The following is a 21581-nucleotide window of genomic DNA, read 5'->3' as shown; positions in this document are numbered from 1 at the left end:
CTATCCTCTGCGTATTGGGGTTGGCTGGGCGGTATGCGCAACCCTTCATTGGCATTTGATCGACTCCGACAGGCCGCTTGTGCTGTCGCCTCGGCCTTGGCGGGCTCGGTCCTGGACCTGCTGGCTCCTCGAGCCTGCGCCGGCTGCGGCCGCCCTGACCTTCTGCTCTGCCCCAGTTGCAGATCCCTGCTCTTCCGGCCCCTGTCGGTGCCTGCGCCCGCCTATGCCGTAGGTCTGGCCCTGGCCTGCGCGCCCTATCGAGGACCTGTCAGGCGGATCATTCTGGCCTGGAAGGACCATGACAACCGGCCCTTGGACAGGCCGCTGGGCCAGGTCATGGCCGATCTGGCTCCAGCCCTGTCCAGGCTGATCGATCCTCTGCTCCGGCCCAAGCCTGCCGGGGCCATTCTGGTGGTTCCCGCCCCCTCCTCGTCCTCATCCCTGCGAAGGCGGGGGAGGGTTCATCTGCAGCCGATCCTCCTGTCTCTGGTCCAGGCCCTGCAGCGGCAGGGCCTGACCGCCCGTGTGGAATCTGCTCTGATCATGAACTCCGTCAGGACCAAGTCTGTCCAGGCGGGCGGCCGTCGGAACCGTTCGCGTCGGCTGGCAGGCCGGATCGCGGTTGTGGATCCATCACGGCTGTCCGGTCATCCTGTCTTGGTTGTGGACGACATCATCACCACGGGATCCACCATCCGCCAGTGCGCCCGTGCCCTGGAGACTGCGGGTGCTCTGCCTCTGGCTGCCCTGGCTCTGGCGGCTGTTCCTCCAGGCCATGAGGACCTCTAACGGGCCTGTGCTACGGCCATCTCGTCCCAGCGGGTGGTGGCCCTGGGGGAGAGCATGCCCCGGTTCATGGCCCAGTCGGCCCCCGTATCCTCGTCGCCCCGGCCCTGGCCGCGGATGCCTCCGTAGCCTACGCCCACGCGGAAGGGGCCGAAACGACGGGTGGCGTCCTCCAGGACGTCCCCCAGACCATGGGTGTCCCGGGCTGCATCCAGTCCTTCCAAGGTGTGGAAGTGGTCGGCATCGGTCAGGTCCAGCAGAACCACCCCGGCCCGGATCCAACGGGCGTGGGGATCCACTCGGCCCTTGAGCGCCCGGCTGGCTGCGCCGGCGATGACCAGCGGATCGTCGCTGGGATCCTCCAGGACGACGGTCCGGCCAGCTGAGCAGAACTGCTGGGGCGCATAGGGGCTGGTGGAGCAGAAGACCCGCACCCTGCCGCACAGGCCGTGCTGTCGACGCAGGCGGCGGCAGGCCTTCTGGGCGTAGATGCTCAGCGCCTGGGCCAGGGTGGCGTAGCCCTCTATGGGGTGGGAGAACATGCGCGAGCACAGAATCTGATCGGTGCGCACGCCCCTGGCGGCATCCGCCTCGGGCTCAATGCAGGGTCGTCCCCTCAACTCCAGGACGGTGCGCTGCAGCATGACGGAGAACCGATGCCGGATCAGGGAGGGATCGGCATCGCGCAGATCCAGGGCGGTGGTGATGCCCATGCCCATGAGCCTGCCGGTCAGCCGCCGGCCCACTCCCCAGACCTGGTCGATGGGCACTGATGCCAGAGCCTGGTCGCCATACTGGGACTCCACCTGGCTCCAGAGGGTGATCCCCTCGGTCGAGGGATGGTCCTTGGCCCAGTGGTTGGCCACCTTGGCCAGGGTCTTGGTAGGCGCCACACCCACGCTGACGGGAATGCCGGTGCATCGCAGGACCGCGGCGCGCAGCTCCCGGCAGATCTCGACGGTGCGCTTGTCGTTCCAGATGCTGTCCATGAAGCACTCGTCGATGGAGTAGATCTCCTGGTTGGGCAGGAAATGGGCCATGATGGCCATCATGCGCCTTGAGAGGCTGGCATAGAGCTCATAGTTGGAGCTGCGGGCCACCACTCCGTCCTGCAGGGCCCGGTCGCGAATGGTGAACCAGGGTGTGCCGTTGGTGATGCCCAGGGCCTTGGCCGGGCGGTTGCGGGCCACCACGCAGCCGTCGTTGTTGGACAGCACAACCACCGGGCGATCAGCCAGGGAGGGGTCGAAGACGGCCTCACATGAGGCAAAGAAAGAGTTGGCATCAGCCAGGACCACCCGGCCTGTCAGAGCGGTCCCGGGTGCCGGCTGGGCTGGTCTCTGCGCGCTCATGCCGACCCCCAGCCCGTGGAAGGATAGGCGGGTTTCCGGCCCTGGCTTCCCGTGCGCCTGCGTCCGTGCGGGGTATGTCCGGGATAGGTGACCTGGGGCAGGGGAGAGCCGCTCCGCGATTCGCCCTTGGTGTCCACCCGCTGCCAGTGGTAGTTGCCGATGACCACCCCCCAGATGACCAGTTCCTCGCCCTCCTGGGGCAGGAAGTCGGGGTAGTCGGGGTTCTCGGCCCGCAGCATGGTCCGTCCCTTGCGCCTGGCCAGCCGCTTGACCAGCAGCTCGTCGTCCAGGATGGCGATGACGATGTCCCCCTCGCGTGGCTCCAGTGACCGGTCGACCACCAACAGGTCCCCATCGAAGATGCCGGCTCCGGTCATGGAATCGCCGGCCACATGGATGATGAAGGTGGAGTCGGGGTGGACGATGACGTTCTGGTCGAAGCTGAAGTCGCCGCTGAAGTAGTCCTGGGCCACTGAGGGGAAGCCGGCGTGGACAGCCTCCAGGGCCTGCGGGACAGGGCTGGGGTGCCCTCGGAAGGGACTCAGGGCATCGACCCGGCACTCCGGCAGGGAAGCAGGGGCCGCCTCCGGCGACCCATGAATGGTAGCGACCATGGCACACCTCGAACTCGATGGCATTCGAACAAATGTTCGATTTCATTATGAGCCGAAGTGCGCCTCCCCGTCAATGCGGCGCGTCGGGCCCGCCGGAGCCGTCCCCGTCCCCCTCGTCCTCGTCGGGGTCGCGGTGATATCTGGGCAGGGTGATCTCGAAGTCCGCTCCGCGCGGGTCGTCCACCACCTGCACCTGGCCTCCATGCAACTGGGCCGCCCAGCGGGCGATGGACAGCCCCAGCCCGGTGCCGCCTGACTCCGTGCCCGGGCCGGCCTTGCCCTTGACGAAGCGCCGGAAGATATCGGTACGGGCCTCGGGGGGTATCTGCGAGCCGAAGTTGACCACGTTGGTGACTATGGTCTCCTGCTGCTGATCCTCGTGGGCCTGGATCAGCACCGTGGTGCCGTCGGCCGAGTGCTTCAGGGCGTTGCTGATGACGTTGGTGAAGAGCTGGCGCAGCCGATCCTGGTCGCCCTCCATTCTCAGGCCCTTCTCCAGATCCACCTGGATGTCATGGGCATGCCCGGCGTCGGCTATGGCCAGGGGCTGGAGGGTCTCGTCGATGAAGTCCCCGAAGTCGAAGTCCTCGATCTGCAGGCTGGCGGCCCCGGCCTCCATCCTCGACAGGTCCAGCAGGAAGGCAATCAGGTCGGACAGGCGGTGGGTCTGCTCCAGGATCCCCTCCAGGTTGGCTGGCGTGGGCTCGGTCACCCCGTCCGCCATGTTCTCCACCATGGCCTGCAGGGCCGAGACGGGGGTGCGCAGCTCGTGGCTGACATTGGCCACCATGTCCCGGCGCATCTGGTCGGCGTGCTGGAGCTCCTCGGCCATCTCGTTGAAGGACTGGGCCAGGAGCCCCACCTCGTCATGGCTGGTCGTGGTGGCGTGGACCCGGACCGTGTAGTCCCCGTCGGCCATGGCCTCGGCCGCATCCCGCATCTGCCGCAGGGGAGCGGTGAGCCCTCGGGAGAAGAAGTAGGTGATCCCCAGGGCCACCACCAGGGTCAGCGGCATGGCGATCCAGCCGCTCCAGCCCATCTTCAGCAGGAACCAGGCCATGACGAAGGCGATGGCTGTGGAGATGATGATCAGTACGCTCAGCTCCACTTTCAATGAGGCGAAGGATCCAATGGGCCGTTCCCGGTCCACACGCGCACTCAGACCGGGCCCCTTGCGCCGGCTTCTGCCGTCCTTGCTCATAGCGTGCATCCGCGGCTGCTACCGCTGGTCCTGTTCCTGATCCTCGGGTGGCTCGAAGGCGTAGCCCACGCCATGCACGGTGCGGATCATCTGCGAGCCCAGCTTGTGGCGCAGGGCCTTGACGTGGGAGTCCACCGTCCTGGTGCCCGAGGCATCCACCCAGTCCCAGACCTCCTCCAACAGCTTCTCGCGGGTGAGCACGGACTTGGGCCGGCGGGCCAGCGTGGCCAGCAGGTCGAATTCGGTGGGTGTCAGGTGAATCTGCTCCCCGCGCAGGGTCACGATGCGTTGGGCCGGGTCGATGACCAGGGATCCGAAGTCCAGCACCTTCTCGTTCTCGGAGTTCTTGGCGATGACCTTGGCCCGCTCCACCCGGCGCAGGAGGGCCTTGCAGCGTGCGATCAGCTCGCGCATGGAGAAGGGCTTGGTCATGTAGTCGTCGGCTCCGGCGCCCAGACCGGTCACCTTGTCGGCCTCGTCGTCCCTGGCGGTCAGAATCAGCACCGGCACCGGCCGCTCGGCCACGATCCGCTTGGTGGCCTCCAGTCCGTCCATGACGGGCAGCATGATGTCCATGATGACCAGGTCGGGCTTGATCTGGGAAGCGGCCTGCACGGCGCTGGCACCGTCCGATGCCACCCGGGCCGTCCACCCTTCGGCGGTGATGCGCTGGGCTATGGCAGTGGCCAGGGTGGGTTCGTCCTCAACCACCAGGATGGTGCTGGGTGTAGTGTAGCGGCTTGTGTTTCTGATCATGCCTACCTCTGTTTTCGATCACTGATCCGCAAAACGATGCTCGTCATGCGGGGTGGAGCCTTGTCGGCATTCGTTCCACCACCGTCGTTTCTTCCAGAATAGTCTTCAGAGCCTCCAGGGGAAGTGTGCTCGCGGAGAATCGCGTCGTCCCAGGGCGCCCGTCAGCAAGTCCATGCGCAATGGCATTATTATATGGTATTTTCTCGACTCGTTCTGGAGGGCATATGGGTTACAAGGTCGGTGACATGGTCGTCTATCCGCGTCATGGGGCCGCCAGGGTGGACGCCATCACCGAACGGACTGTCAAGGGCGTCACCCGCAAGTACCTGCAGCTGTCCGTGCTCTCTTCGGACGGACTGGTCATCAACGTCCCCGTCGAGAACGCGGCCAAGGTGGGCGTCAGGGACATCGTCGACGCCAAGGCGGTGGCCAAGGTCTTCGAGATCCTGCGCACCCCGGTGGTCGAGGAGAAGGAGATGAACTGGTCGCGCCGCTACAAGCTGAATGTGGAGAAGATCGCCACCGGCGAGGTCAACAAGATCGCCGAGGTGGTGCGCGACCTCTCCCAGCGCGACGTGGACGAGCACGGGCTGTCGGCAGGCGAGAAGCGGATGCTGATCAAGGCCCGCAAGATCCTGACCTCCGAGATCGCCCTGTCCGAGAAGCTGGACGAGGACGAGGCCCAGCGCCTGCTGGACGTCAACCTGGGCTATGCTGAGCCCATGCCCGGCGACGACAAGCACCATACCAAGTCCCCCAAGGAGCCGGCTTCCAAGACCCTGGCACGGGTGGCCCAGGAGGCCGCCAAGACCAAGGGCAAGGGCAAGACCAAGGCCAAGCGCTGAGACCGGAGCCGGTCATGGGCCATCCAAGCATTGGACTGGGCTTTGACGCCCATCGCTTTGATCCAACCGGTGAGCGTCCCCTCTGGCTGGCCTGTCTGTCCTGGAATGACGGAACCCCCGGACTGCTGGGCGATTCTGACGGCGATGCAGCCGCCCATGCCCTGATCGATGCCATCCTGTCAGCCGCCGATCTGGGCGATATCGGCACCCTGTTCGGCCTGGGAGCGCAGGCCCCTGGAGCGGGCATGCATGGGTCGGCCATGCTGGAGAAGACCATGGACTGTCTGCATGAGCACGGTCGCAGGCTGCTCAACGCCTCCCTGGTCATCGTCGGCCAGCGCCCCAGAATTTCCTCGCGTCGTCACCTGGCCCAGCAGGCCATGAGCCAGGCTGTCGGGGCACCGGTTCGGCTGACTGCCACCACCACTGACGGCATGGGCTTTGCCGGTCACAACGAGGGCATCGCCGTCATGGCCACCGCCCTGGTGGACTGACCGGCATCAGGCGCGCAGGGCCGCCCATCCCTTGGCCAGAGCCCAGAAGAGGGTGGACAGGGTCACGATGACGAAGCTGGGAGGGGCCGGCACCATGGCCGAGATCACCAGGCCTCCCCAGATTGAAGCCAGGCAGATCAATCCTGATAGAAGCATGGCCCGCAGGGGAGAGGCCACCAGGATGTTGGCCGTGGCCGCCGGAGTGACGACCAGAGCGAAGATGAGCAGGGTCCCCACTGCCGGCACGGCGATGGTGATGACGCCGGCCATGATGGCCATGAAGGTCAGGTTCATCAGCCCGATGGGCACGCCGCGAGCCTGGGCCACCTGCTCATCCAGGGAGCTGAAGAGCAGGGGCCGGTAGATCAGGGCCAACAGGATCAGCAGGATCGCATCGAAGATGATGAAGCCGACGACCTGGCCCCGGGTGATGGTCAGGATGGATCCGAAGAGGATGGCCTGCATCTGCTGGGAGGCCGAGCTGGACATCCTGGCGAAGAAGAGCCCCAGGCCGGTGGCGAAGGCCAGGACCGTGCCCGTGGCGATCTCCCTCTGGGAGGCCCGCTTGCCCAGAGCTCCGATGACCAGCGCCCCGCCCAGGGCGAACAGGCCCATGCCGGCAGAGACCGGCAGCCCTAGCAGGACGGCCCCCGTGGCGCCGGGCAGGCCAATGTGGGCCAGGGCGTGGGCGGCGAAGGTGGAGTGTCTGGCGATGGTGAAGTAGCCCATGGCTCCGGCGGCCACGGCGATGCACAATCCGGCCACCATGGCATTGCGCATGAAGGGGGCGGCGAGAATCTCCGTCCAATGGGGGTCGAAGACTGGCGTGGTCATGAGTTCCTTTCCCGGTCCGTCCCGTGCAGGCGGGCCACCTGGCTGGGTTGGTAGCGATTGTGGACGGGCCCGATCGGCTCGTCCATGTCGGGGGCCACGAACATGTCCCCCTGGGGAGTGGTGACCACCTCCACCTTGGTGCCGTAGAGGTGGGTGAGCAGGTCCGAGTCCAGCACGTCGTCCATGCGGGCGTAATGAGGGTGCCCGTCCAGCAGATAGACCGCCCCGGTCAGCACAGGCAGCAGCATGTTCAGGTCGTGGGCCACCACCTGGATGGACATGCCCAGACGGCTGTTGAGCTGCGCCAGCAGGTGGACGGTGGCGCGCTGCCCGGCCAGGTCCAGATTGGCCAGGGGCTCGTCGAGCATGAGCAGATCAGGATCGCAGACCAGGGCCTGGGCGATGGCCACCCGCTGCCGCAGGCCGCCGGAGAGCTGGGACAGGCGCAGGTGGGCCCTGTCCTGAACGCCGACGAAGCGCATGGCTTCTCTGGCGCGCTCGCGGTCCTGCCGGGTGACGGGGTGAATGCCGAACCGGGTGCCGGTCAGCCCCAGCAGGACGGATTGTTCGGCCGTAAGGTTGGAGTCGATGTCCGAGGTGTAGCTCTGGGGTACGTAACCGATGCGGTCGTTGGCCTGGCCGGCCGGCTGCCCAAGGACCCGCAGGCTGCCGGCGTCCAGGGGGAGCAGGCCCAGCTCGGCCTGCATCATGCTGGTCTTGCCCGTGCCGTTGGTGCCCACGATGGCCGTCACGGTCCCCGAGGGAATGGTGAAGGTCCCCTCCGACCAGATCAGCCGCCCGGAACGGCGGATGGCGGCATGGTCGCAGACGATGCAGGCCTGCGTGGATGTTCTATCCGTGTCCGTATCCATGGCTTCCTTTCCTGCACGGGCTCAAAATGGTGAACCTGCTCTTATTGAGCATGATTCTCATTATCGCTGGGGAGGGGACAGCACGCAACTTCAGCAGTCGAGTCCTCCCAGACCGGCCAATGGACGCTGGTCCCGTCGGGGGAGGAATCTGCGCTAATCTGGCCCAGACGATTTCGACAAGGGTTTGCGCCCGCTTGGATGATGGAGATGTATTGACTGCAGTGAAACTGGACGGCAAGGCGGCGGCTGCGGAACTCAAGGAGGACCTGCGCGCTCGCGTGGCGAGGCTGACGGCCATGGGACGCACTCCTGGCCTGGGGACCATTCTGGTGGGGGATGACCCCGGTTCGGTCAAATACGTAGAGGGCAAGCACCGGGACTGCAGCCAGGTGGGCATCCGGTCGATCAGGATTGATCTGCCCGCCGATGCCGGCAAGGAGCGGATTCTTGCTGCGGTGGATCAGCTCAATCAGGATCCTGAATGCACCGGCTACATCGTTCAGCTGCCCCTGCCCGAGGGCGTGGATCCCACCGAGATCATCGATCGCATCGATCCGGCCAAGGACGCCGACGGCATGCATCCTTACAACCTGGGCCAGCTGGTCTTGCATACCGAGGGCCGGGTGCGGACCCCCCTGCCCTGCACCCCGCGGGGTATCCTGCACCTGCTGGACCATTACGGGATCGACCTGGCCGGCAAGGAGGTCTGCGTGCTGGGCCGAGGATTGACCGTGGGCCGCACCATCGGGCTGCTCTTGACCAACCGCGGAGTGGATGCCACCGTGACCCTCTGCCATACCCGCACCAGGGATGTCGATGCCCATATGCGCAGGGCTGACGTGATCATCGCAGCCGTGGGCCGGGCAGGGCTGGTTGGCCCGGACCAGGTTGGCCAGGGTGCCGTCCTGGTGGATGTAGGCGTCTCCCGGATCTGGGATCAGCAGGAGGGGCGCTGGCGGATCAAGGGCGACATCGATCCGGCCGCCAGGCTGTCTGCAGCCGCCTATACGCCCAATCCCGGCGGGGTGGGGCCCATGACCCGGGCCATGCTCCTGGTCAATGTGGTCGAATCCGCTGAGCGGGCCGCCGGAATCCTTGCTTGCGACACGCCCGAGGTCTCCCGGCGACAATGACCGTGGTGTCTCCTATCATGGAGAATGTTCGCGCCTGCCGGCGGGAACACATAACTCAATACGGAAAAAATATCCACCAACTATACAAGAAACAATTTAATTAATGGCAGAGAACAAGAAGGAAGTCCCCCAGGTCGCGGTCAATGACATCGGGTCCGAGGAAGACTTCATCAAGGCAGTCGATTCCACCATCAAGAACTTCGACGATGGGGATCTGGTCGAGGGGACGGTCGTTAAGATCGACCATGACGAGGTTTTGCTGGACATCGGCTACAAGACCGAGGGCGTGATTCCCTCCCGCGAGCTTTCCATCAAGAAGGATGTCGATCCCGACGATGTGGTCCAGGTCGGTGACACCATCGAGGCTCTGGTCGTCACCAAGGAGGACAAGGAAGGCCGCCTGATCCTGTCCAAGAAGCGTGCCCAGTACGAGCGCGCCTGGGGCGACATCGAGAAGATCAAGGAGGCTGACGGCGTCGTTGAGGGCACCGTCATCGAGGCCGTCAAGGGCGGGCTCATCGTCGACATCGGCCTGCGTGGCTTCCTGCCCGCATCCCTGGTCGAGATGCGCCGCGTGCGCGACCTGTCTCCCTACATCGGGCAGAAGATCAAGGCCAAGATCCTGGAGCTGGACAAGAACCGCAACAACGTGGTCCTCTCCCGCCGCCAGTACCTGGAGGAGACCCAGTCCGAGGTGCGCGAGACCTTCATGGCCCAGCTCAAGAAGGGCCAGATCCGCGAGGGCACGGTCAGCTCCATCGTCAACTTCGGCGCCTTCGTCGACCTGGGCGGTGTGGACGGCCTGATCCACGTCTCCGAGCTCTCCTGGAAGCACATCGATCACCCCAGCGAGGTCGTCAAGGTGGGCGACAAGGTCACCGTCGAGGTGCTGGATGTCGATATGGACCGCGAGCGCATCTCGCTGTCCCTCAAGGCCACCCAGGAAGATCCTTGGCAGCGCTTCGCCCGGACCCACGTGCCCGGACAGATCGTCAAGGGCAAGGTCACCAAGATCGTGCAGTTCGGCGTCTTCGTCTCCGTCGAGGACGGCATCGAGGGCTTGGTCCACATCTCCGAGCTGGCCAACCGCCACGTGGAGAACCCCGAGACCGTGGTCAAGCAGGGCGAGGAGATCTTCGTCAAGGTCATCGACGTCGACCTGGATCGCCGCCGCATCTCCCTGTCCCTCAAGCAGGCCGACGACTCCGTCGACCCGACCTCCGAGGACTTCGATCCGGCCATCTACGGCATGCCCGCCGAGTACGACGAGGAGGGCAACTACAAGTACCCCGAGGGCTTTGACCCCGAGAGCAACGAGTGGATCGCCGGCTACGAGAAGCAGCGGGAGGAGTGGGAGTCCCAGTATGCGGCCGCCCACGACCTCTGGGAGCAGCACAAGGCCTTCGTGGCCAAGGAGCTGGAGAACGCCGAGGCTTCGGCCGCCGAGGACAGCCGGTCCTCCCAGGCGCCCTCCTCCGGTTCGCGCTCCCGCCGTCAGAGCTCCGAGGAGACCACCAACTACAGCTCGGAGTCCAGCTCCGAGGGCACCTTGGCCTCCGACGACCAGCTGGCCGCCCTGCGTGAGCAGCTGCTCAAGGAAAAGAAGTGAGCATCAAGCGGTGAATGGAGGGGTCCGGCCTCGGTCGGGCCCCTCCATTTGTATCTGCTGCCATAAGGGTTATGCGGGAGGTCGGGATGATACGTGTGGGGTTGACTGGCGGGATAGCGGCTGGCAAGAGCACGGTGGCGGCTCGGCTGGCTCAGGACGGAGCCAAGGTCATTGACTACGACCGGCTCTCCCATGAGGTCATCGCCCCAGGCGGACCCGGCGTAAAGCCGGTCCTGGAGCGGTTCGGTTCAGACTGCGGGGACGGTCGTGGTGGAGTGGACAGGTCAGCCCTGGCGGCACGGGTCTTCGGCGGGCCGACGGCCGACCGGGATCGCAAGGACTTGGATGACATCATCCATCCGCTGGTCTATGAGCTGGCCGCCAAGGCCGAGCAGCCCTGGCTGGAGGGTTCCGAGGTGGTGGTCCATGAGGTGCCCCTGCTGATCGAGGTGGGATCAGCCATTCCTTTTCATTTCGACAGGGTCCTGCTGGTGGAGGCCCCAAGCCAGGCGAGGATTGCGCGTATGGTGAATCAGCGGCATATGACGCCAAGCCAGGCTGTTGAGCGCATCGGTTCCCAGGCCAGCAGCAGTTCGCGACGCGCCCAGGCCGATCTGCTGGTGGACGGATCCCAGCCTATCGAACAAATGTTCGAGTCTGTTGATAGGATATATGAAGAGCTGAAATCCTTGGCCCAGGGGTCCTCGCACAGCGACTGAGGGGCCTTGGCGAATGACGCATCCTGGAAGGGAGTTTCATGGGGTTCAACATTGAGCGGACCGACAAGCCCTTCGTGGTCAAGTCTCCCTACAAGCCCTCCGGCGACCAGCCAGAGGCCATCGAGGAGCTGGCCACGCGGATCGAGAACGGCGAGAACGACGTGGTGCTCATGGGCGCCACCGGCACCGGCAAGACCGCGACCACGGCCTGGCTGATCGAGCGCCTGCAGCGGCCCACTCTGATTCTGGAGCCCAACAAGACCCTGGCCGCCCAGCTCTGCGCCGAGTTCCGCGAGCTCATGCCCGACAACGCGGTCTCCTACTTCGTCTCCTACTACGACTACTACCAGCCCGAGGCCTACATCCCTCAAACGGATACCTATATCGAGAAGGACTCGAACATCAACGACGACGTGGAGCGGCTCCGGCACGCCGCCACGGCCAACCTGCTGACCAGGCGCGACTGTGTGGTGGTGGCCACCGTCTCCTGCATCTACGGCTTGGGCACGCCCGAGGAATACGCCGGACGCATGCTCTTCCTGCACGAGGGCGACCGGATCAATCGGGACGACCTGCTGCGCAAGTTCGTGGACATGCAGTACAAGCGCAACGACATCGCCTTCACCCGAGGCACCTTCCGCGTGCGCGGCGACACGGTCGAGATCATCCCCGTCTATGAGGAGCTGGCCGTCCGCATCGAATTCTTTGGCGACGAGATCGACCGCATCTCCACACTGCACCCGCTGACCGGGGACGAGATCGCCCATGAGACCTCCGTGCACATCTTCCCAGCCTCCCACTATGTGGCCGGTCCCGAGCGGATGGAACGCGCCCTGAAGACCATCAAGGAGGAGCTGGACTGGCGTGTGGGCCAGCTGCGCAAGCAGGGCAAGGAGCTGGAGGCCCAGAGGCTGACCATGCGCACCACCTACGACCTGGAGATGCTCACCCAGATCGGCACCTGCTCCGGAGTGGAGAACTATTCCCGCCACTTCGACGGGCGCGAACCCGGTTCCCCGCCCCACACCCTGCTGGACTTCTTCCCCGACGACTTCCTGTTGGTCATCGACGAGTCCCATGTGACGGTTCCCCAGATCGGAGCCATGTACGAGGGGGATGCCAGCCGCAAGCGGACCCTGGTTGAGCACGGCTTCCGTCTGCCCTCGGCCATGGACAACCGTCCCCTGAAGTGGCCCGAGTTTCTGGACAAGGTGGGCCAGACCGTCTACCTGTCGGCTACGCCTGGCGACTACGAGATGGGCCTGTCCGACGGTGTGGTGGAGCAGGTCATCCGACCCACAGGCCTTCTGGATCCCGAGGTGGAGGTCAGGCCTGTCAAGGGCCAGGTGGACGACCTCCTGGACGAGATCAAGGCCCGGGTGGAACGTCACGAGCGGGTTCTGGTGACCACGCTGACCAAGAAGATGGCCGAGGATCTGACCGACTACCTGCTCGAGCGCGACATCAAGGTGGAGTACCTGCACTCGGACGTGGACACCCTGCGGCGGGTGGAGCTCCTGCGGGAGCTGCGCGAGGGCAAGATCGACGTCATTGTGGGCATCAACCTCCTGCGTGAGGGGCTGGATCTGCCCGAGGTCTCCCTGGTGGCCATCCTGGATGCGGACAAGGAGGGCTTCCTGCGCTCCTACCGGTCCCTGATCCAGACCATCGGCCGTGCGGCCAGGAACGTGTCCGGCAAGGTCATCATGTACGCGGACGAGGTCACCGACTCCATGGACAAGGCCATCAGCGAGACCAACCGTCGCCGGGCCAAGCAGATCGCCTACAACAAGGAGCACGGCGTGGATCCCAAGCCGCTGATCAAGAAGATCAGCGACGTCAACGACATGCTGGCCAAGGAGGATGTGGACACCCAGACCCTGCTGGCAGGCGGCTACCGCAACGCCAACAAGGCCGGCAATTCCCACTTGGGCGTGCCCCTCTACGACAAGGAGGAGGCCGACAAGCGGCATCAGGAGATACTCCAGGCCGGTCTGCCGGCGCAGGACCTTGCCGACCTGATCCGTCAGCTGAGCGACCAGATGCACACAGCTGCGCAACAGCTGCAGTTTGAGCTTGCGGCTCGTCTGCGCGACGAAATCAAGGATCTGAAGAAGGAGCTGCGGCAGATGACCGAGGCCAAAAAGTAAGTAGGCCAAAAAGCAAGTTCGGCCTGTGATGTGGAGGCAAGAGCATCACAGGCCCGACCTGCAGACCGCTGCCTGTGAGGATGTCCTACGGGCAGACGGGGGAGACGAACACGTCATATCTTGCCGCTAGAGTCTGGTGATATGTCCGAGACACCTCTGCCGTTCATGGTTGTGAGCCTGGTTGTGCTGGCCGTCTTCTTCGTGGTCGATCTTCTGGTGATTGGGCGCCGGCCGCACGTGCCTTCGACCGGCGAGTGCGTCAGGCACATCGGCTTCTTCGTGGTCATGGCTCTGATTTTTGGTGCTTTGATCTGGAAGGTGGCCGGATCCAAGCCGGCCATCGAGTTCTATTCGGGCTGGCTGACCGAATACTCGCTCAGCATCGACAACCTCTTCGTCTTCGTCATCATCATGAGCAATTTCGCCGTGCCCCTGCAGCTTCAGCGCTATGTGCTCAGCGTCGGCATCACCATCGCCCTGCTGCTGCGCGGCGTCTTCATCCTGGCCGGGACGGCGCTGATCACCCGTTTCACCTGGGTCTTCTTCATCTTCGGCTTCTTCCTGCTCTATACCGCCTGGAACATGGTCTCCAGCCGGGGCAAGCAGGAGGAGTACCACGAGAACGGGCTGATCAAGGCCCTGCGACGGGTCATCCCCATCACCAGCCATTACGACGGTGAGCGTCTGCGGACCACCTTCGAGGGCAAGCGCTACTTCACGCCCATGCTGGTGGTCTTCCTGGCCATCGGCACCACCGATGTCATGTTCGCCTTTGACTCCATTCCGGCCATCTTCGGACTGACCAAGGATCCCTTCATCGTCTTCACCTCCAATGTCTTCGCCCTGCTGGGCCTGCAGCAGCTCTACTTCCTGCTGGGATCCCTGTTGGACAAGCTGGAGTATCTGCCCCTGGGGCTGGCTGTGGTCCTGGCCTTCATCGGCGTCAAGCTGATCCTGGAGGCTCTGCACGGCAACACGTTGCCCTTCATCAACGGCGGACGGCCCCTGACAGCCGTGCCGGATATACCGACCTGGGCATCCCTGCTGGTCATCGTCCTGGCCGTAGGCATCGCCGCTCTGGCTTCGGTGCTCAAGAGCCGTCGTCAGTCCCTTGAAACCGCCTCGCAGGGGAAAAACCAATAAACAATCCTTTGAATCACAAGGGTTGTTAGCGCTAACGGGAAATAGTGGTTCCCATCAGGCCGAGTCTGTACAATAGAACGGTAAACAGGAAAAAGAACAGGCAGGTAGCATATGCGCAAAGCCAAGATCGTCGACACCATCGGGCCGGCTTCGGAGTCTCTGGAAAACATTACCAAGCTGGTCAAGGCCGGCATGGATGTGGCCAGGCTCAACCGGTCGCACGGCACCCCTGAAGATCACCTCAAGGTTTACAACAACGTCCGTCAGGCCAGCAAGGAGACTGGACGAAATGTGGCGGCCCTGGTCGATCTGCAAGGTCCCAAGATTCGCTGTGGCTGGTTCAAGAAGAACGAGCAGGGCGAAGACAAGGTCGTCCTCAAGGAGGGCCAGGAGTTCATCATCACCACCGACGATGTCGAGGGTGACGAGCACATGACCTCCACCACTTTCAAGGGTCTGCCCGGGGACTGCCACCCCGGCGATCCCATCCTGATCGACGACGGCAAGGTCCGCCTGGAGGTCACCAAGGTCGAGGGCAACCAGGTCCACACCAAGGTGGTCGTGGCCGGTCCTGTCTCCTCCCACAAAGGCATCAACCTGCCTGGTGTGGCCGTGAGCCTGCCGGCGCTGACCCCAAAGGACGAGGAGGATCTGCGCTGGGGCATCCGCACCGGCTCCGACATCATCGCCATGTCCTTCGTCCGCTTCGCCACCGACATCGACCGCGCCCACGAGATCATGGACGAGGAGGGTCGCCGCATCCCCATCGTGGCCAAGATCGAGAAGCCCCAGGCTGTTGAGAACCTGGAGGAGATCGTCAAGGCCTTCGACGGCATCATGGTGGCCCGCGGCGATATGGCTGTGGAGATGCCCTTCGAGCAGGTCCCACTGGTGACCAAGCGCTGCATCGAGCTGGCCCGTCAGTACGCCAAGCCGGTCATCGTCGCCACCGAGGTCCTGGGCTCCATGGTGCATTCGCCCATCCCCAGCCGCGCTGAGGCCTCAGACTGCGCCAACGCCGTTCTTGACGGCGCCGATGCCACCATGACCTCCAATGAGACCGCCGTGGGCGAATACCCCGACACCACGGTCTCCACCATGGCCCGGATCTCCGACTACGCCACCACGCACGGCTTCGACCGTATCCCGGCCATGCACAACCTGGATATGTCCAACTCTGGCGCCGTCTCCTCCGCCGCCGTGGATCTGGCCGACAAGATCAACGCCAAGGCCATCGTGGCCTTCACTCAGACGGGCAACACCGTGCACCGGATCTCTCGCGAGCGTCCGGCTGCCCCAATCTATGCACTGACCACCAATGAGCACACCTATCATTGGCTGGCCTTGAGCTGGGGCACCGAGGCGTTCCTCTGCGGGCAGGACTACCACGACTTCAATCGCGCAGACCTGATGAACTTCGTGGACTCCACCTTGAAGAAGCAGGGCAAGGTCTCCGACGGCGACTGCCTGGTGGTGCTCAGCTGCGCCCAGGGCGAGCATGAGCCGGGCAACACCGACTGCATCTACGTCCACACCGTGGGCTCCAACGAGTGATTCTCGGATTTGCCGCCTGACTGTCGATTGAGTCAGTCAGGCGGACCCTGAGATTCCCAAGATGCTGATGAAGCAGTGAACCGGTGGTCTTTCCCCGTTGGTAAATGCAGGGGGAGAGGCCACCGGTTCTTTGTGTGAGGGTGTCTGTCTCAGTGCAGGTCGGAAAGTCCGATTTTGGCCCGCAGGATGGCAATGGTGGTTTTGGCGTCCAGTATGGTCCCTGCAATCACCATGTCGTAGGCCTCATCCACGGTGAAGAGCCGCACGTTCTGGTGCGGGGTCTCTGGTGCCAGGCTGGCCGGCTGGACCGGGGTAAGGCCCTCCGCGTAGAAGAGCGTGGTGTGCTGGGTGGAGAAGCTGGGGGTGTTGATGAACCTCGCGAACTGGTTAAAGGAGGCAGCCTTGTATCCGGCCTCCTCGCGCAACCGCCTGGTGGCCACATCGATGGGGGCTTCCTTGTCGTTGAGCGGATGCCCGGCCGGCAGCTCAAGGGTCCAGCGGTGGGTGGGCAGACGGTACTGCTCGACCAGCGGTATCCTCCCGTCGTCGGTGATGGCCAGGACGGCGATGGTGTCTCCATGCTTCTCGCTGACGATGCTGCGATCGAAGGTCTGATTGTCGCTGGATTCAAAGGTGACCCTGTCGACGCTGAAGTAGTGGCTGTCCATAATCTGCTTGCGGGCCTTCTCCTGGACGGGGGAGGTGCGCCAAGGATCGAACCGTCGATAGATCTGAGTGGTCATCATGCTCTCCTTCGACTGCTGATGTGCCTGTATACATAACTGTCTTCATTCTAAGGCAGATTCAACACGAATAACCTTGCGTCGTCGCCAAAGTATGGTAGATTCTCTGTGGTAACGAAAAGCCCCCGTATCCCAACTGGTAGAGGAAACGGCCTCAAAATCCGTGCAGTGTGAGTTCGAGTCTCACCGGGGGCACGATAAAGCGAACCCCATCCGTCCCTCATCGGTTTTAGGTGAAGATCGGTTGGACTTTCAGGAAATGAGGTTGAAAGTGGCTTCAGAGAGTAAGAACCGCAGCGATTCCCCCGAAGGGCGGACCGTGGTTGTGGCGGAGGACGAGGCTTTGATCAGGCTCGATACCGTCGAAGCTCTCGAGGATGCCGGCTATGACGTGGTCGGCCAGGCGGCCAGCGGCCAGGAGGCCATTGATCTGACTCGCGAGCTGAGGCCCGACGTGGTGGTCATGGATGTGAAGATGCCCGGCACTGACGGCATTACCGCCGCCACTGAGATCGGCAAGGAGAACCTGGCTCCGGTGGTTATGCTGACGGCGTTCTCCCAGCAAAGCCTGGTTGAGAAGGCGGCTGATGCAGGAGCCATGGCCTACGTGGTCAAGCCTTTCGCTCCTGAAAAGCTGCTGCCGGCCCTTGAGGTGGCTATCTCGCGCTTTGACCAGATCAACGCCCTGAAGGACGAGGTCACCGACATGAAGGCCCGTTTCGAGGCCCGCAAGCGGGTGGACAGGGCCAAGGGTCTGCTCATGGAGAGCATGGGCATGACCGAGTCCGAGGCCTTCCGCTGGATCCAGAAGACCTCCATGGACCGCAGGCTGACCATGCAGGAGGTGGCCGACGTGGTCATCAACAACGTGGCCAACCAGAACGACCGTTAGCCCTCCCATGGAAGACCAGACGAAGAAGCAGGACAAGGACGGCCGCACCCTGCTGGTCGTCGACGGACATTCGCTGGCCTTCCGGGCCTTCTATGCCCTTCCCGTCGAGAGTTTCACCACCTCGACCGGGCAGCCCACCAACGCGGTGTGGGGATTTGCCACCATGCTGGCGGATGTCATGGCCAAGGAGAAGCCCACCCATATGGGCGTGGCCTTTGACGTCAAGGGCGGCACCTTCCGCAATGCCATGCTGCCCCAGTACAAGGGCACCCGTGAAGCCGCCCCCAAGGAGCTGCTGACCCAGCTGCCCCTGATCCAGGACCTGCTCAAGGGCCTGGGCATCACCTATATCGAAAAGCCCGGTTACGAGGGCGACGACATCATCGGCACGCTGGCCACCATGGGGGAGCAGGCCGGATTCAAGACCCTGGTCCTGTCAGGGGACCGGGATGCCTTCCAGCTGGTGGACGACGACATCACCGTGCTCTACCCCGGCCACCACTTCAAGAACCTCAAGCACATGACCCCCCAGGCCATTATGGACCGCTACAAGGTGACCCCGCAGCAGTATCCGGACCTGGCCGCCATGCGCGGCGAAGGGGCCGACAACATCCCCGGAGTGCCGGGCGTGGGCGACGGCTATGCCGCCAAGTGGATCAACAAGTACGGATCGCTGGATTCCATTCTGGAGCACGCCGACGAGATCGGCGGCAAGAAGGGCCAGGCCCTGGCGGAGAACGCCGACCAGGTGCGGCTCAACCGGAAGGTCAATGCCCTGGTGCGGGATCTGGATCTGGGCGTGAAGGTGGAGGATCTGCGTTTCGGCACCATCCATACGGATCAGGTGCTGCCCATCTTCGAGCAGCTGCAGTTCGGCCCGCAGACTCGCAAGAAGATCCTGCGCGGATTCAACACGGTAGCCGATTACGATTATTCTCCAGCCTCGGCACTGGTTGATGTCAGCAACAAGCAGGAGGAGTTCGTCCAGCCCGAGCGCGATAAGGCGGAGTCCGCCGACCAGCTGCGGGACTGGTGCCAGAAGCATCTGCCGGACAAGGCTCTCTGCCGGCGTTCGGCGGACCATGTCAAGGCCATGGCCGATTCCTTGGACAAAATCAAGGACATCGGCGACTCCGACCAGAATGCCATGCGCTGCAGCGAGGCCATGAAGGAGCACTGGGTTCTCCACGCCATCGGCTGGGCCAAGCACGGCGACTATGGCCTGGAGGAGCTGGCCATTCTCTCCATGGACGGGCACGGCCTGGTCCTGATGGCAGAAGACATAGACGAAGACATGCGTGGGGCCATCCAGGAGCTGATCGACCAGCGGATCGGCACCTGCGTGGTCCATGGCTACAAGGAGCACCTGCACCTCCTGGAGAGCCAGGGGCTGCACATGCCCCTACCCCTGTTCGACACTAAGCTGGCAGGCTATCTGGCTGAGCCTGATTTTCATGCCGACAACCTGGAACAGGCCGTCGCCCATTTCCTGGCCATCCCAGTAGAGGAGGAGCCCGAGGCTACCCAGGGGGCCCTGGCACTGGACGGGCGAGAGGAAGAGGACGAACGCAGGCGGGGGACCCGGATTCTGCGTCAGGCCCAGTACGTCATGATGGTCTCCGAGCGGCTGCAGGAGCTGATGGACGAGCGCCACCAGTACGGCCTGCTGCGCACCATAGAGCTGCCCACCTCCGCAGTCCTGGCGCAGATGGAGACCGAGGGCGCCAAGGTGGATGATGCCCGCCTGAAGGAGATGCACGACCGGTTCGCCGCCGAGGCCCGCCAGGCCCAGGAAATCGCCTGGGATAGGGCCGGCAGCCGTGTCAACCTGCAGAGCCCCAAGCAGCTGAGCAAGGTGCTCTTCGACGACATGGGCCTGGTGCCCACCCACAGGACCAAGACCGGCTCCTATTCGACCAACGTCTCAGTCCTGCAGGACCTGTACATCAAGTCGGTCAACAACGAGCGGGCCAACGACTTCCTGGGCGCCCTGCTCAAGCACAGGGAGACTAACAAGCTCAAGCAGATCGTGCAGACCCTGCGCGAGGCTGTCAATCTCCGGGATGGACGGCTGCACACCACCTACGAGCAGACCGTGGCCGCCACTGGTCGGCTGAGCTCGGTGGATCCCAACCTGCAGAACATCCCCAACCGGGATGCCCGGGGCCGCGAGATCCGCTCGGCCTTCGTGCCTGGCAGCGGCTACGAGGCGCTGCTCTCCTCGGACTACTCCCAGGTGGAGCTGCGGATCATGGCCCATCTTTCCGGGGACCAGGCCCTGATCGATGCCTTCAAGTCTGGCGCCGACTTCCACCGGTACGTGGCCAGCCTGGTCTATGACATCCCCATGGAGGAGGTCACGGGAGACCAGCGCTCCCACGTGAAGGCCATGAGCTACGGCCTGGCCTATGGACTGAGCACCTACGGCCTGGCCCAGCAGCTCAAGATCAGCCCGGCTGCGGCCGACGTGCTGCGCGCCAAGTACTTCGCCACCTTCGGCAAGGTCCATGAGTACCTGGAGTCCCTGGTGGCCGACGCCCGGGAGAAGGGCTACACCGAGACCATGTTCGGGCGGCGGCGCTACTTCCCTGGGCTGCGATCCAAGCGCCGTCCCACCCGCGAGGCCGCCGAGAGGGCCGCCCTGAACGCGCCCATCCAAGGGTCGGCTGCCGACATTATGAAGATCGCCATGATCAAGGCCAGCCGTGCCTTGTCCGACCAGGGGCTGAAGAGCCGCATCTCTCTGCAGATCCACGATGAACTGCTGGTGGAAATAGCTCCCGGAGAGACCGACAAGGCCACCAAGCTGGTCAAGGATTCCATGGAACATGCCGTTGAATTGGCTGTGCCCCTGGACGTGTCCACCGGCATCGGCCAGGACTGGGAGCTGGCTGCTCACTGACCTGACACGGGGGTGGCCTGGGCCCAGCAGGATCCGAGGAGGGATCGTCATGTCTGATGAACAGGATGAGGCCCAGAGGCCTTCAGTGCCCCTGGGTCAGGTGGTGGATCTGCTAGAGGGGCTTTACCCACTGGATTACGCGGAGGAATGGGACCATCCGGGTTTGGTGGCGGGGGATCCGTCCTGGCCGGTCAGACGGATCTGGTGCGCTGTGGACCCTCGGCCCGATGTGGTTCAGGAGGCCCTGGATCACAAGGCCGACCTGCTGATCACTCACCATCCGCTTTTCTTCAGATCAGTCCACCAGGTTTCCGGCCTGGGCTTCCGCGGGGATATGATAACCAGGCTGATCGAGGGCTATTGCGGGCTCTGGGTGGGGCATACCAACGCTGATGCCGCCTACCGTGGCGTGGCCCAGGCGGCTGCCGATGCCCTGGGCCTGCAGGATGCGCGACCGCTGGCCCCTCAGCCGGTCTCAAACCGCGACCTGCACGCCGATCAGGGGATCCAGGTAGGCCTGGGTCGTTGGGGACGGCTTCCCAAGCCCATGCCATTTGAGAATTTGGTTCATACGGTGGCGAATCTCCTGCCCAGGACGGCTCTGGGTGTTCAGGCGGTCGGTCCGTCCGATGCCATGGTCTCCACAGTCGCCCTGCTGCCCGGCTCGGGGGACTCCGAGTTCGACCTGGTTCGGTCCACGGGGGCCGATGTCTACATCACCAGCGATTTGCGCCATCACCCTGCCACGGATGCCTACCAACAGGCGCTCTATGAGGCCCGGATGGCCGGTCGGCCCAATCAACCCAGACCCATGCTGATCAACACCCCGCACTCGGCAATTGAGAGCCTCTGGTTCCGCTACGCCAAGGGAGACATCGCCGGGGCTATGGAGACGGCCACCGGTGTTCGCCCGCAGGTGGAGGTTTCGTCCATCGTCACCGATCCCTGGACCATAGTGATGCGTTGACAGCTGAGGGTTGAT

General features: G+C 63.9%; 19 protein-coding genes and 1 tRNA gene. 13 read left to right on the top strand and 7 right to left on the bottom strand.

The features are described 5' to 3' along the window. Nucleotides 1–48: 48 nt before the first annotated feature. Nucleotides 49–789: a ComF family protein gene (locus tag RAM15_RS04665; RefSeq protein WP_306220965.1), complete on the top strand. Its 741-nt coding sequence runs from the start codon at nucleotides 49–51 to the stop codon at nucleotides 787–789. Here the strand turns inward: RAM15_RS04665 and RAM15_RS04660 are convergent. The 4 genes from RAM15_RS04660 to RAM15_RS04645 all read right to left on the bottom strand — a co-directional run bounded on the left by RAM15_RS04660 (nucleotide 786) and on the right by RAM15_RS04645 (nucleotide 4709). After that, entirely contained in the window at nucleotides 786–2138 is a 1353-nt protein-coding gene (locus RAM15_RS04660) for a Y-family DNA polymerase (RefSeq protein WP_306220964.1), read from the bottom strand. The genes RAM15_RS04665 and RAM15_RS04660 overlap by 4 nt on opposite strands. Beyond that, nucleotides 2135–2752 carry a LexA family protein gene (locus tag RAM15_RS04655; protein ID WP_144085689.1) on the bottom strand — a complete coding sequence of 206 codons (618 nt, stop codon included), beginning with the start codon at nucleotides 2750–2752 and terminating at the stop codon, nucleotides 2135–2137. The genes RAM15_RS04660 and RAM15_RS04655 overlap by 4 nt, the downstream gene beginning before the upstream one ends. A gap of 70 nt (nucleotides 2753–2822) precedes the next feature. After that, the gene (locus tag RAM15_RS04650; RefSeq protein ID WP_372338638.1) at nucleotides 2823–3962 is read right to left on the bottom strand and encodes a sensor histidine kinase; all 1140 of its coding nucleotides are present in this window, start codon (nucleotides 3960–3962) and stop codon (nucleotides 2823–2825) included. 9 nt (nucleotides 3963–3971) lie between these two features. Further along, complete coding sequence (locus tag RAM15_RS04645) at nucleotides 3972–4709, bottom strand: response regulator transcription factor (RefSeq protein ID WP_045924564.1); 738 nt, start codon at nucleotides 4707–4709, stop codon at nucleotides 3972–3974. A 224-nt stretch (nucleotides 4710–4933) separates the two neighbouring features. Here RAM15_RS04645 and RAM15_RS04640 point away from each other — a divergent pair, with 224 nt between their 5' ends. Continuing rightward, nucleotides 4934–5554: a CarD family transcriptional regulator gene (locus tag RAM15_RS04640; RefSeq protein WP_024627346.1), complete on the top strand. Its 621-nt coding sequence runs from the start codon at nucleotides 4934–4936 to the stop codon at nucleotides 5552–5554. Between the two features lie 14 nt (nucleotides 5555–5568). Continuing rightward, the gene (locus tag RAM15_RS04635; RefSeq protein ID WP_101432492.1) at nucleotides 5569–6048 is read left to right on the top strand and encodes a 2-C-methyl-D-erythritol 2,4-cyclodiphosphate synthase; all 480 of its coding nucleotides are present in this window, start codon (nucleotides 5569–5571) and stop codon (nucleotides 6046–6048) included. A gap of 6 nt (nucleotides 6049–6054) precedes the next feature. Here RAM15_RS04635 and RAM15_RS04630 read toward each other — a convergent pair whose 3' ends face one another. Together RAM15_RS04630 and RAM15_RS04625 are read right to left on the bottom strand one after the other, a co-directional pair. Beyond that, complete coding sequence (locus tag RAM15_RS04630; RefSeq protein WP_045924561.1) at nucleotides 6055–6882, bottom strand: metal ABC transporter permease; 828 nt, start codon at nucleotides 6880–6882, stop codon at nucleotides 6055–6057. Next, nucleotides 6879–7754 (bottom strand): ABC transporter ATP-binding protein, encoded by an 876-nt coding sequence (locus RAM15_RS04625; protein WP_306220963.1) that lies wholly within the window; start codon nucleotides 7752–7754, stop codon nucleotides 6879–6881. The genes RAM15_RS04630 and RAM15_RS04625 overlap by 4 nt, the downstream gene beginning before the upstream one ends. Nucleotides 7755–7966: 212 nt before the next feature. Between RAM15_RS04625 and RAM15_RS04620 the strand changes: the two genes are divergently transcribed. The 6 genes from RAM15_RS04620 (at nucleotide 7967) to pyk (ending at nucleotide 16062) form a co-directional block, all read left to right on the top strand. After that, the gene (locus RAM15_RS04620; RefSeq protein WP_306220962.1) at nucleotides 7967–8887 is read left to right on the top strand and encodes a bifunctional methylenetetrahydrofolate dehydrogenase/methenyltetrahydrofolate cyclohydrolase; all 921 of its coding nucleotides are present in this window, start codon (nucleotides 7967–7969) and stop codon (nucleotides 8885–8887) included. 103 nt (nucleotides 8888–8990) lie between these two features. Continuing rightward, nucleotides 8991–10496 (top strand): 30S ribosomal protein S1, encoded by a 1506-nt coding sequence (gene rpsA, locus RAM15_RS04615; protein WP_306220961.1) that lies wholly within the window; start codon nucleotides 8991–8993, stop codon nucleotides 10494–10496. A 71-nt stretch (nucleotides 10497–10567) separates the two neighbouring features. Further along, a complete protein-coding gene (gene coaE / locus RAM15_RS04610) occupies nucleotides 10568–11215 on the top strand; it encodes a dephospho-CoA kinase (RefSeq protein WP_306220960.1) in 648 nt (215 codons plus the stop codon). A 38-nt stretch (nucleotides 11216–11253) separates the two neighbouring features. Then, entirely contained in the window at nucleotides 11254–13365 is a 2112-nt protein-coding gene (uvrB, locus tag RAM15_RS04605; RefSeq protein WP_045924557.1) for an excinuclease ABC subunit UvrB, read from the top strand. A 141-nt stretch (nucleotides 13366–13506) separates the two neighbouring features. Next, nucleotides 13507–14508 carry a TerC family protein gene (locus RAM15_RS04600; protein ID WP_306220959.1) on the top strand — a complete coding sequence of 334 codons (1002 nt, stop codon included), beginning with the start codon at nucleotides 13507–13509 and terminating at the stop codon, nucleotides 14506–14508. A 111-nt stretch (nucleotides 14509–14619) separates the two neighbouring features. Further along, nucleotides 14620–16062, top strand: a complete 1443-nt coding sequence (gene pyk / locus RAM15_RS04595) for a pyruvate kinase (RefSeq protein ID WP_306220958.1) — start codon at nucleotides 14620–14622, stop codon at nucleotides 16060–16062. 149 nt (nucleotides 16063–16211) lie between these two features. On the opposite strand, the gene RAM15_RS04590 is transcribed toward pyk, so the two are convergent. After that, nucleotides 16212–16805 carry an NUDIX domain-containing protein gene (locus RAM15_RS04590; protein WP_024627356.1) on the bottom strand — a complete coding sequence of 198 codons (594 nt, stop codon included), beginning with the start codon at nucleotides 16803–16805 and terminating at the stop codon, nucleotides 16212–16214. A 121-nt stretch (nucleotides 16806–16926) separates the two neighbouring features. Here RAM15_RS04590 and RAM15_RS04585 point away from each other — a divergent pair. The 4 genes from RAM15_RS04585 to RAM15_RS04570 all read left to right on the top strand — a co-directional run bounded on the left by RAM15_RS04585 (nucleotide 16927) and on the right by RAM15_RS04570 (nucleotide 21566). Next, nucleotides 16927–17000 (top strand) — tRNA-Leu (locus tag RAM15_RS04585). Between the two features lie 64 nt (nucleotides 17001–17064). Next, entirely contained in the window at nucleotides 17065–17697 is a 633-nt protein-coding gene (locus RAM15_RS04580) for an ANTAR domain-containing response regulator (protein ID WP_197071164.1), read from the top strand. Between the two features lie 7 nt (nucleotides 17698–17704). After that, nucleotides 17705–20599, top strand: coding sequence for a DNA polymerase I (polA, locus tag RAM15_RS04575; protein ID WP_306220957.1), 2895 nt, complete (start codon nucleotides 17705–17707; stop codon nucleotides 20597–20599). A gap of 49 nt (nucleotides 20600–20648) precedes the next feature. Further along, on the top strand, nucleotides 20649–21566 hold the full coding sequence (locus RAM15_RS04570) for a Nif3-like dinuclear metal center hexameric protein (protein WP_306220956.1): 918 nt from the start codon (nucleotides 20649–20651) through the stop codon (nucleotides 21564–21566). Nucleotides 21567–21581 lie beyond the last annotated feature (15 nt).

Source organism: Bifidobacterium asteroides (assembly GCF_030758775.1).
Classification (GTDB): domain Bacteria; phylum Actinomycetota; class Actinomycetes; order Actinomycetales; family Bifidobacteriaceae; genus Bombiscardovia; species Bombiscardovia kimbladii.
Note: the sequence above shows the minus strand (reverse complement) of the source record. Positions and strands in the feature narration are given on the sequence as shown.

Coding starts and splice junctions, on each gene's coding strand:
- RAM15_RS04660 (WP_306220964.1), bottom strand. CDS start 2,138: ATGAGCGCGCAGAGACCAGCCCAGCCGGCACCCGGGACCGCTCTGACA.
- RAM15_RS04655 (WP_144085689.1), bottom strand. CDS start 2,752: ATGGTCGCTACCATTCATGGGTCGCCGGAGGCGGCCCCTGCTTCCCTG.
- RAM15_RS04650 (WP_372338638.1), bottom strand. CDS start 3,962: ATGCACGCTATGAGCAAGGACGGCAGAAGCCGGCGCAAGGGGCCCGGT.
- RAM15_RS04645 (WP_045924564.1), bottom strand. CDS start 4,709: ATGATCAGAAACACAAGCCGCTACACTACACCCAGCACCATCCTGGTG.
- RAM15_RS04640 (WP_024627346.1), top strand. CDS start 4,934: ATGGGTTACAAGGTCGGTGACATGGTCGTCTATCCGCGTCATGGGGCC.
- RAM15_RS04635 (WP_101432492.1), top strand. CDS start 5,569: ATGGGCCATCCAAGCATTGGACTGGGCTTTGACGCCCATCGCTTTGAT.
- RAM15_RS04630 (WP_045924561.1), bottom strand. CDS start 6,882: ATGACCACGCCAGTCTTCGACCCCCATTGGACGGAGATTCTCGCCGCC.
- RAM15_RS04625 (WP_306220963.1), bottom strand. CDS start 7,754: ATGGATACGGACACGGATAGAACATCCACGCAGGCCTGCATCGTCTGC.
- rpsA (WP_306220961.1), top strand. CDS start 8,991: ATGGCAGAGAACAAGAAGGAAGTCCCCCAGGTCGCGGTCAATGACATC.
- coaE (WP_306220960.1), top strand. CDS start 10,568: ATGCGGGAGGTCGGGATGATACGTGTGGGGTTGACTGGCGGGATAGCG.
- uvrB (WP_045924557.1), top strand. CDS start 11,254: ATGGGGTTCAACATTGAGCGGACCGACAAGCCCTTCGTGGTCAAGTCT.
- RAM15_RS04600 (WP_306220959.1), top strand. CDS start 13,507: ATGTCCGAGACACCTCTGCCGTTCATGGTTGTGAGCCTGGTTGTGCTG.
- pyk (WP_306220958.1), top strand. CDS start 14,620: ATGCGCAAAGCCAAGATCGTCGACACCATCGGGCCGGCTTCGGAGTCT.
- RAM15_RS04590 (WP_024627356.1), bottom strand. CDS start 16,805: ATGACCACTCAGATCTATCGACGGTTCGATCCTTGGCGCACCTCCCCC.
- RAM15_RS04580 (WP_197071164.1), top strand. CDS start 17,065: ATGAGGTTGAAAGTGGCTTCAGAGAGTAAGAACCGCAGCGATTCCCCC.
- polA (WP_306220957.1), top strand. CDS start 17,705: ATGGAAGACCAGACGAAGAAGCAGGACAAGGACGGCCGCACCCTGCTG.
- RAM15_RS04570 (WP_306220956.1), top strand. CDS start 20,649: ATGTCTGATGAACAGGATGAGGCCCAGAGGCCTTCAGTGCCCCTGGGT.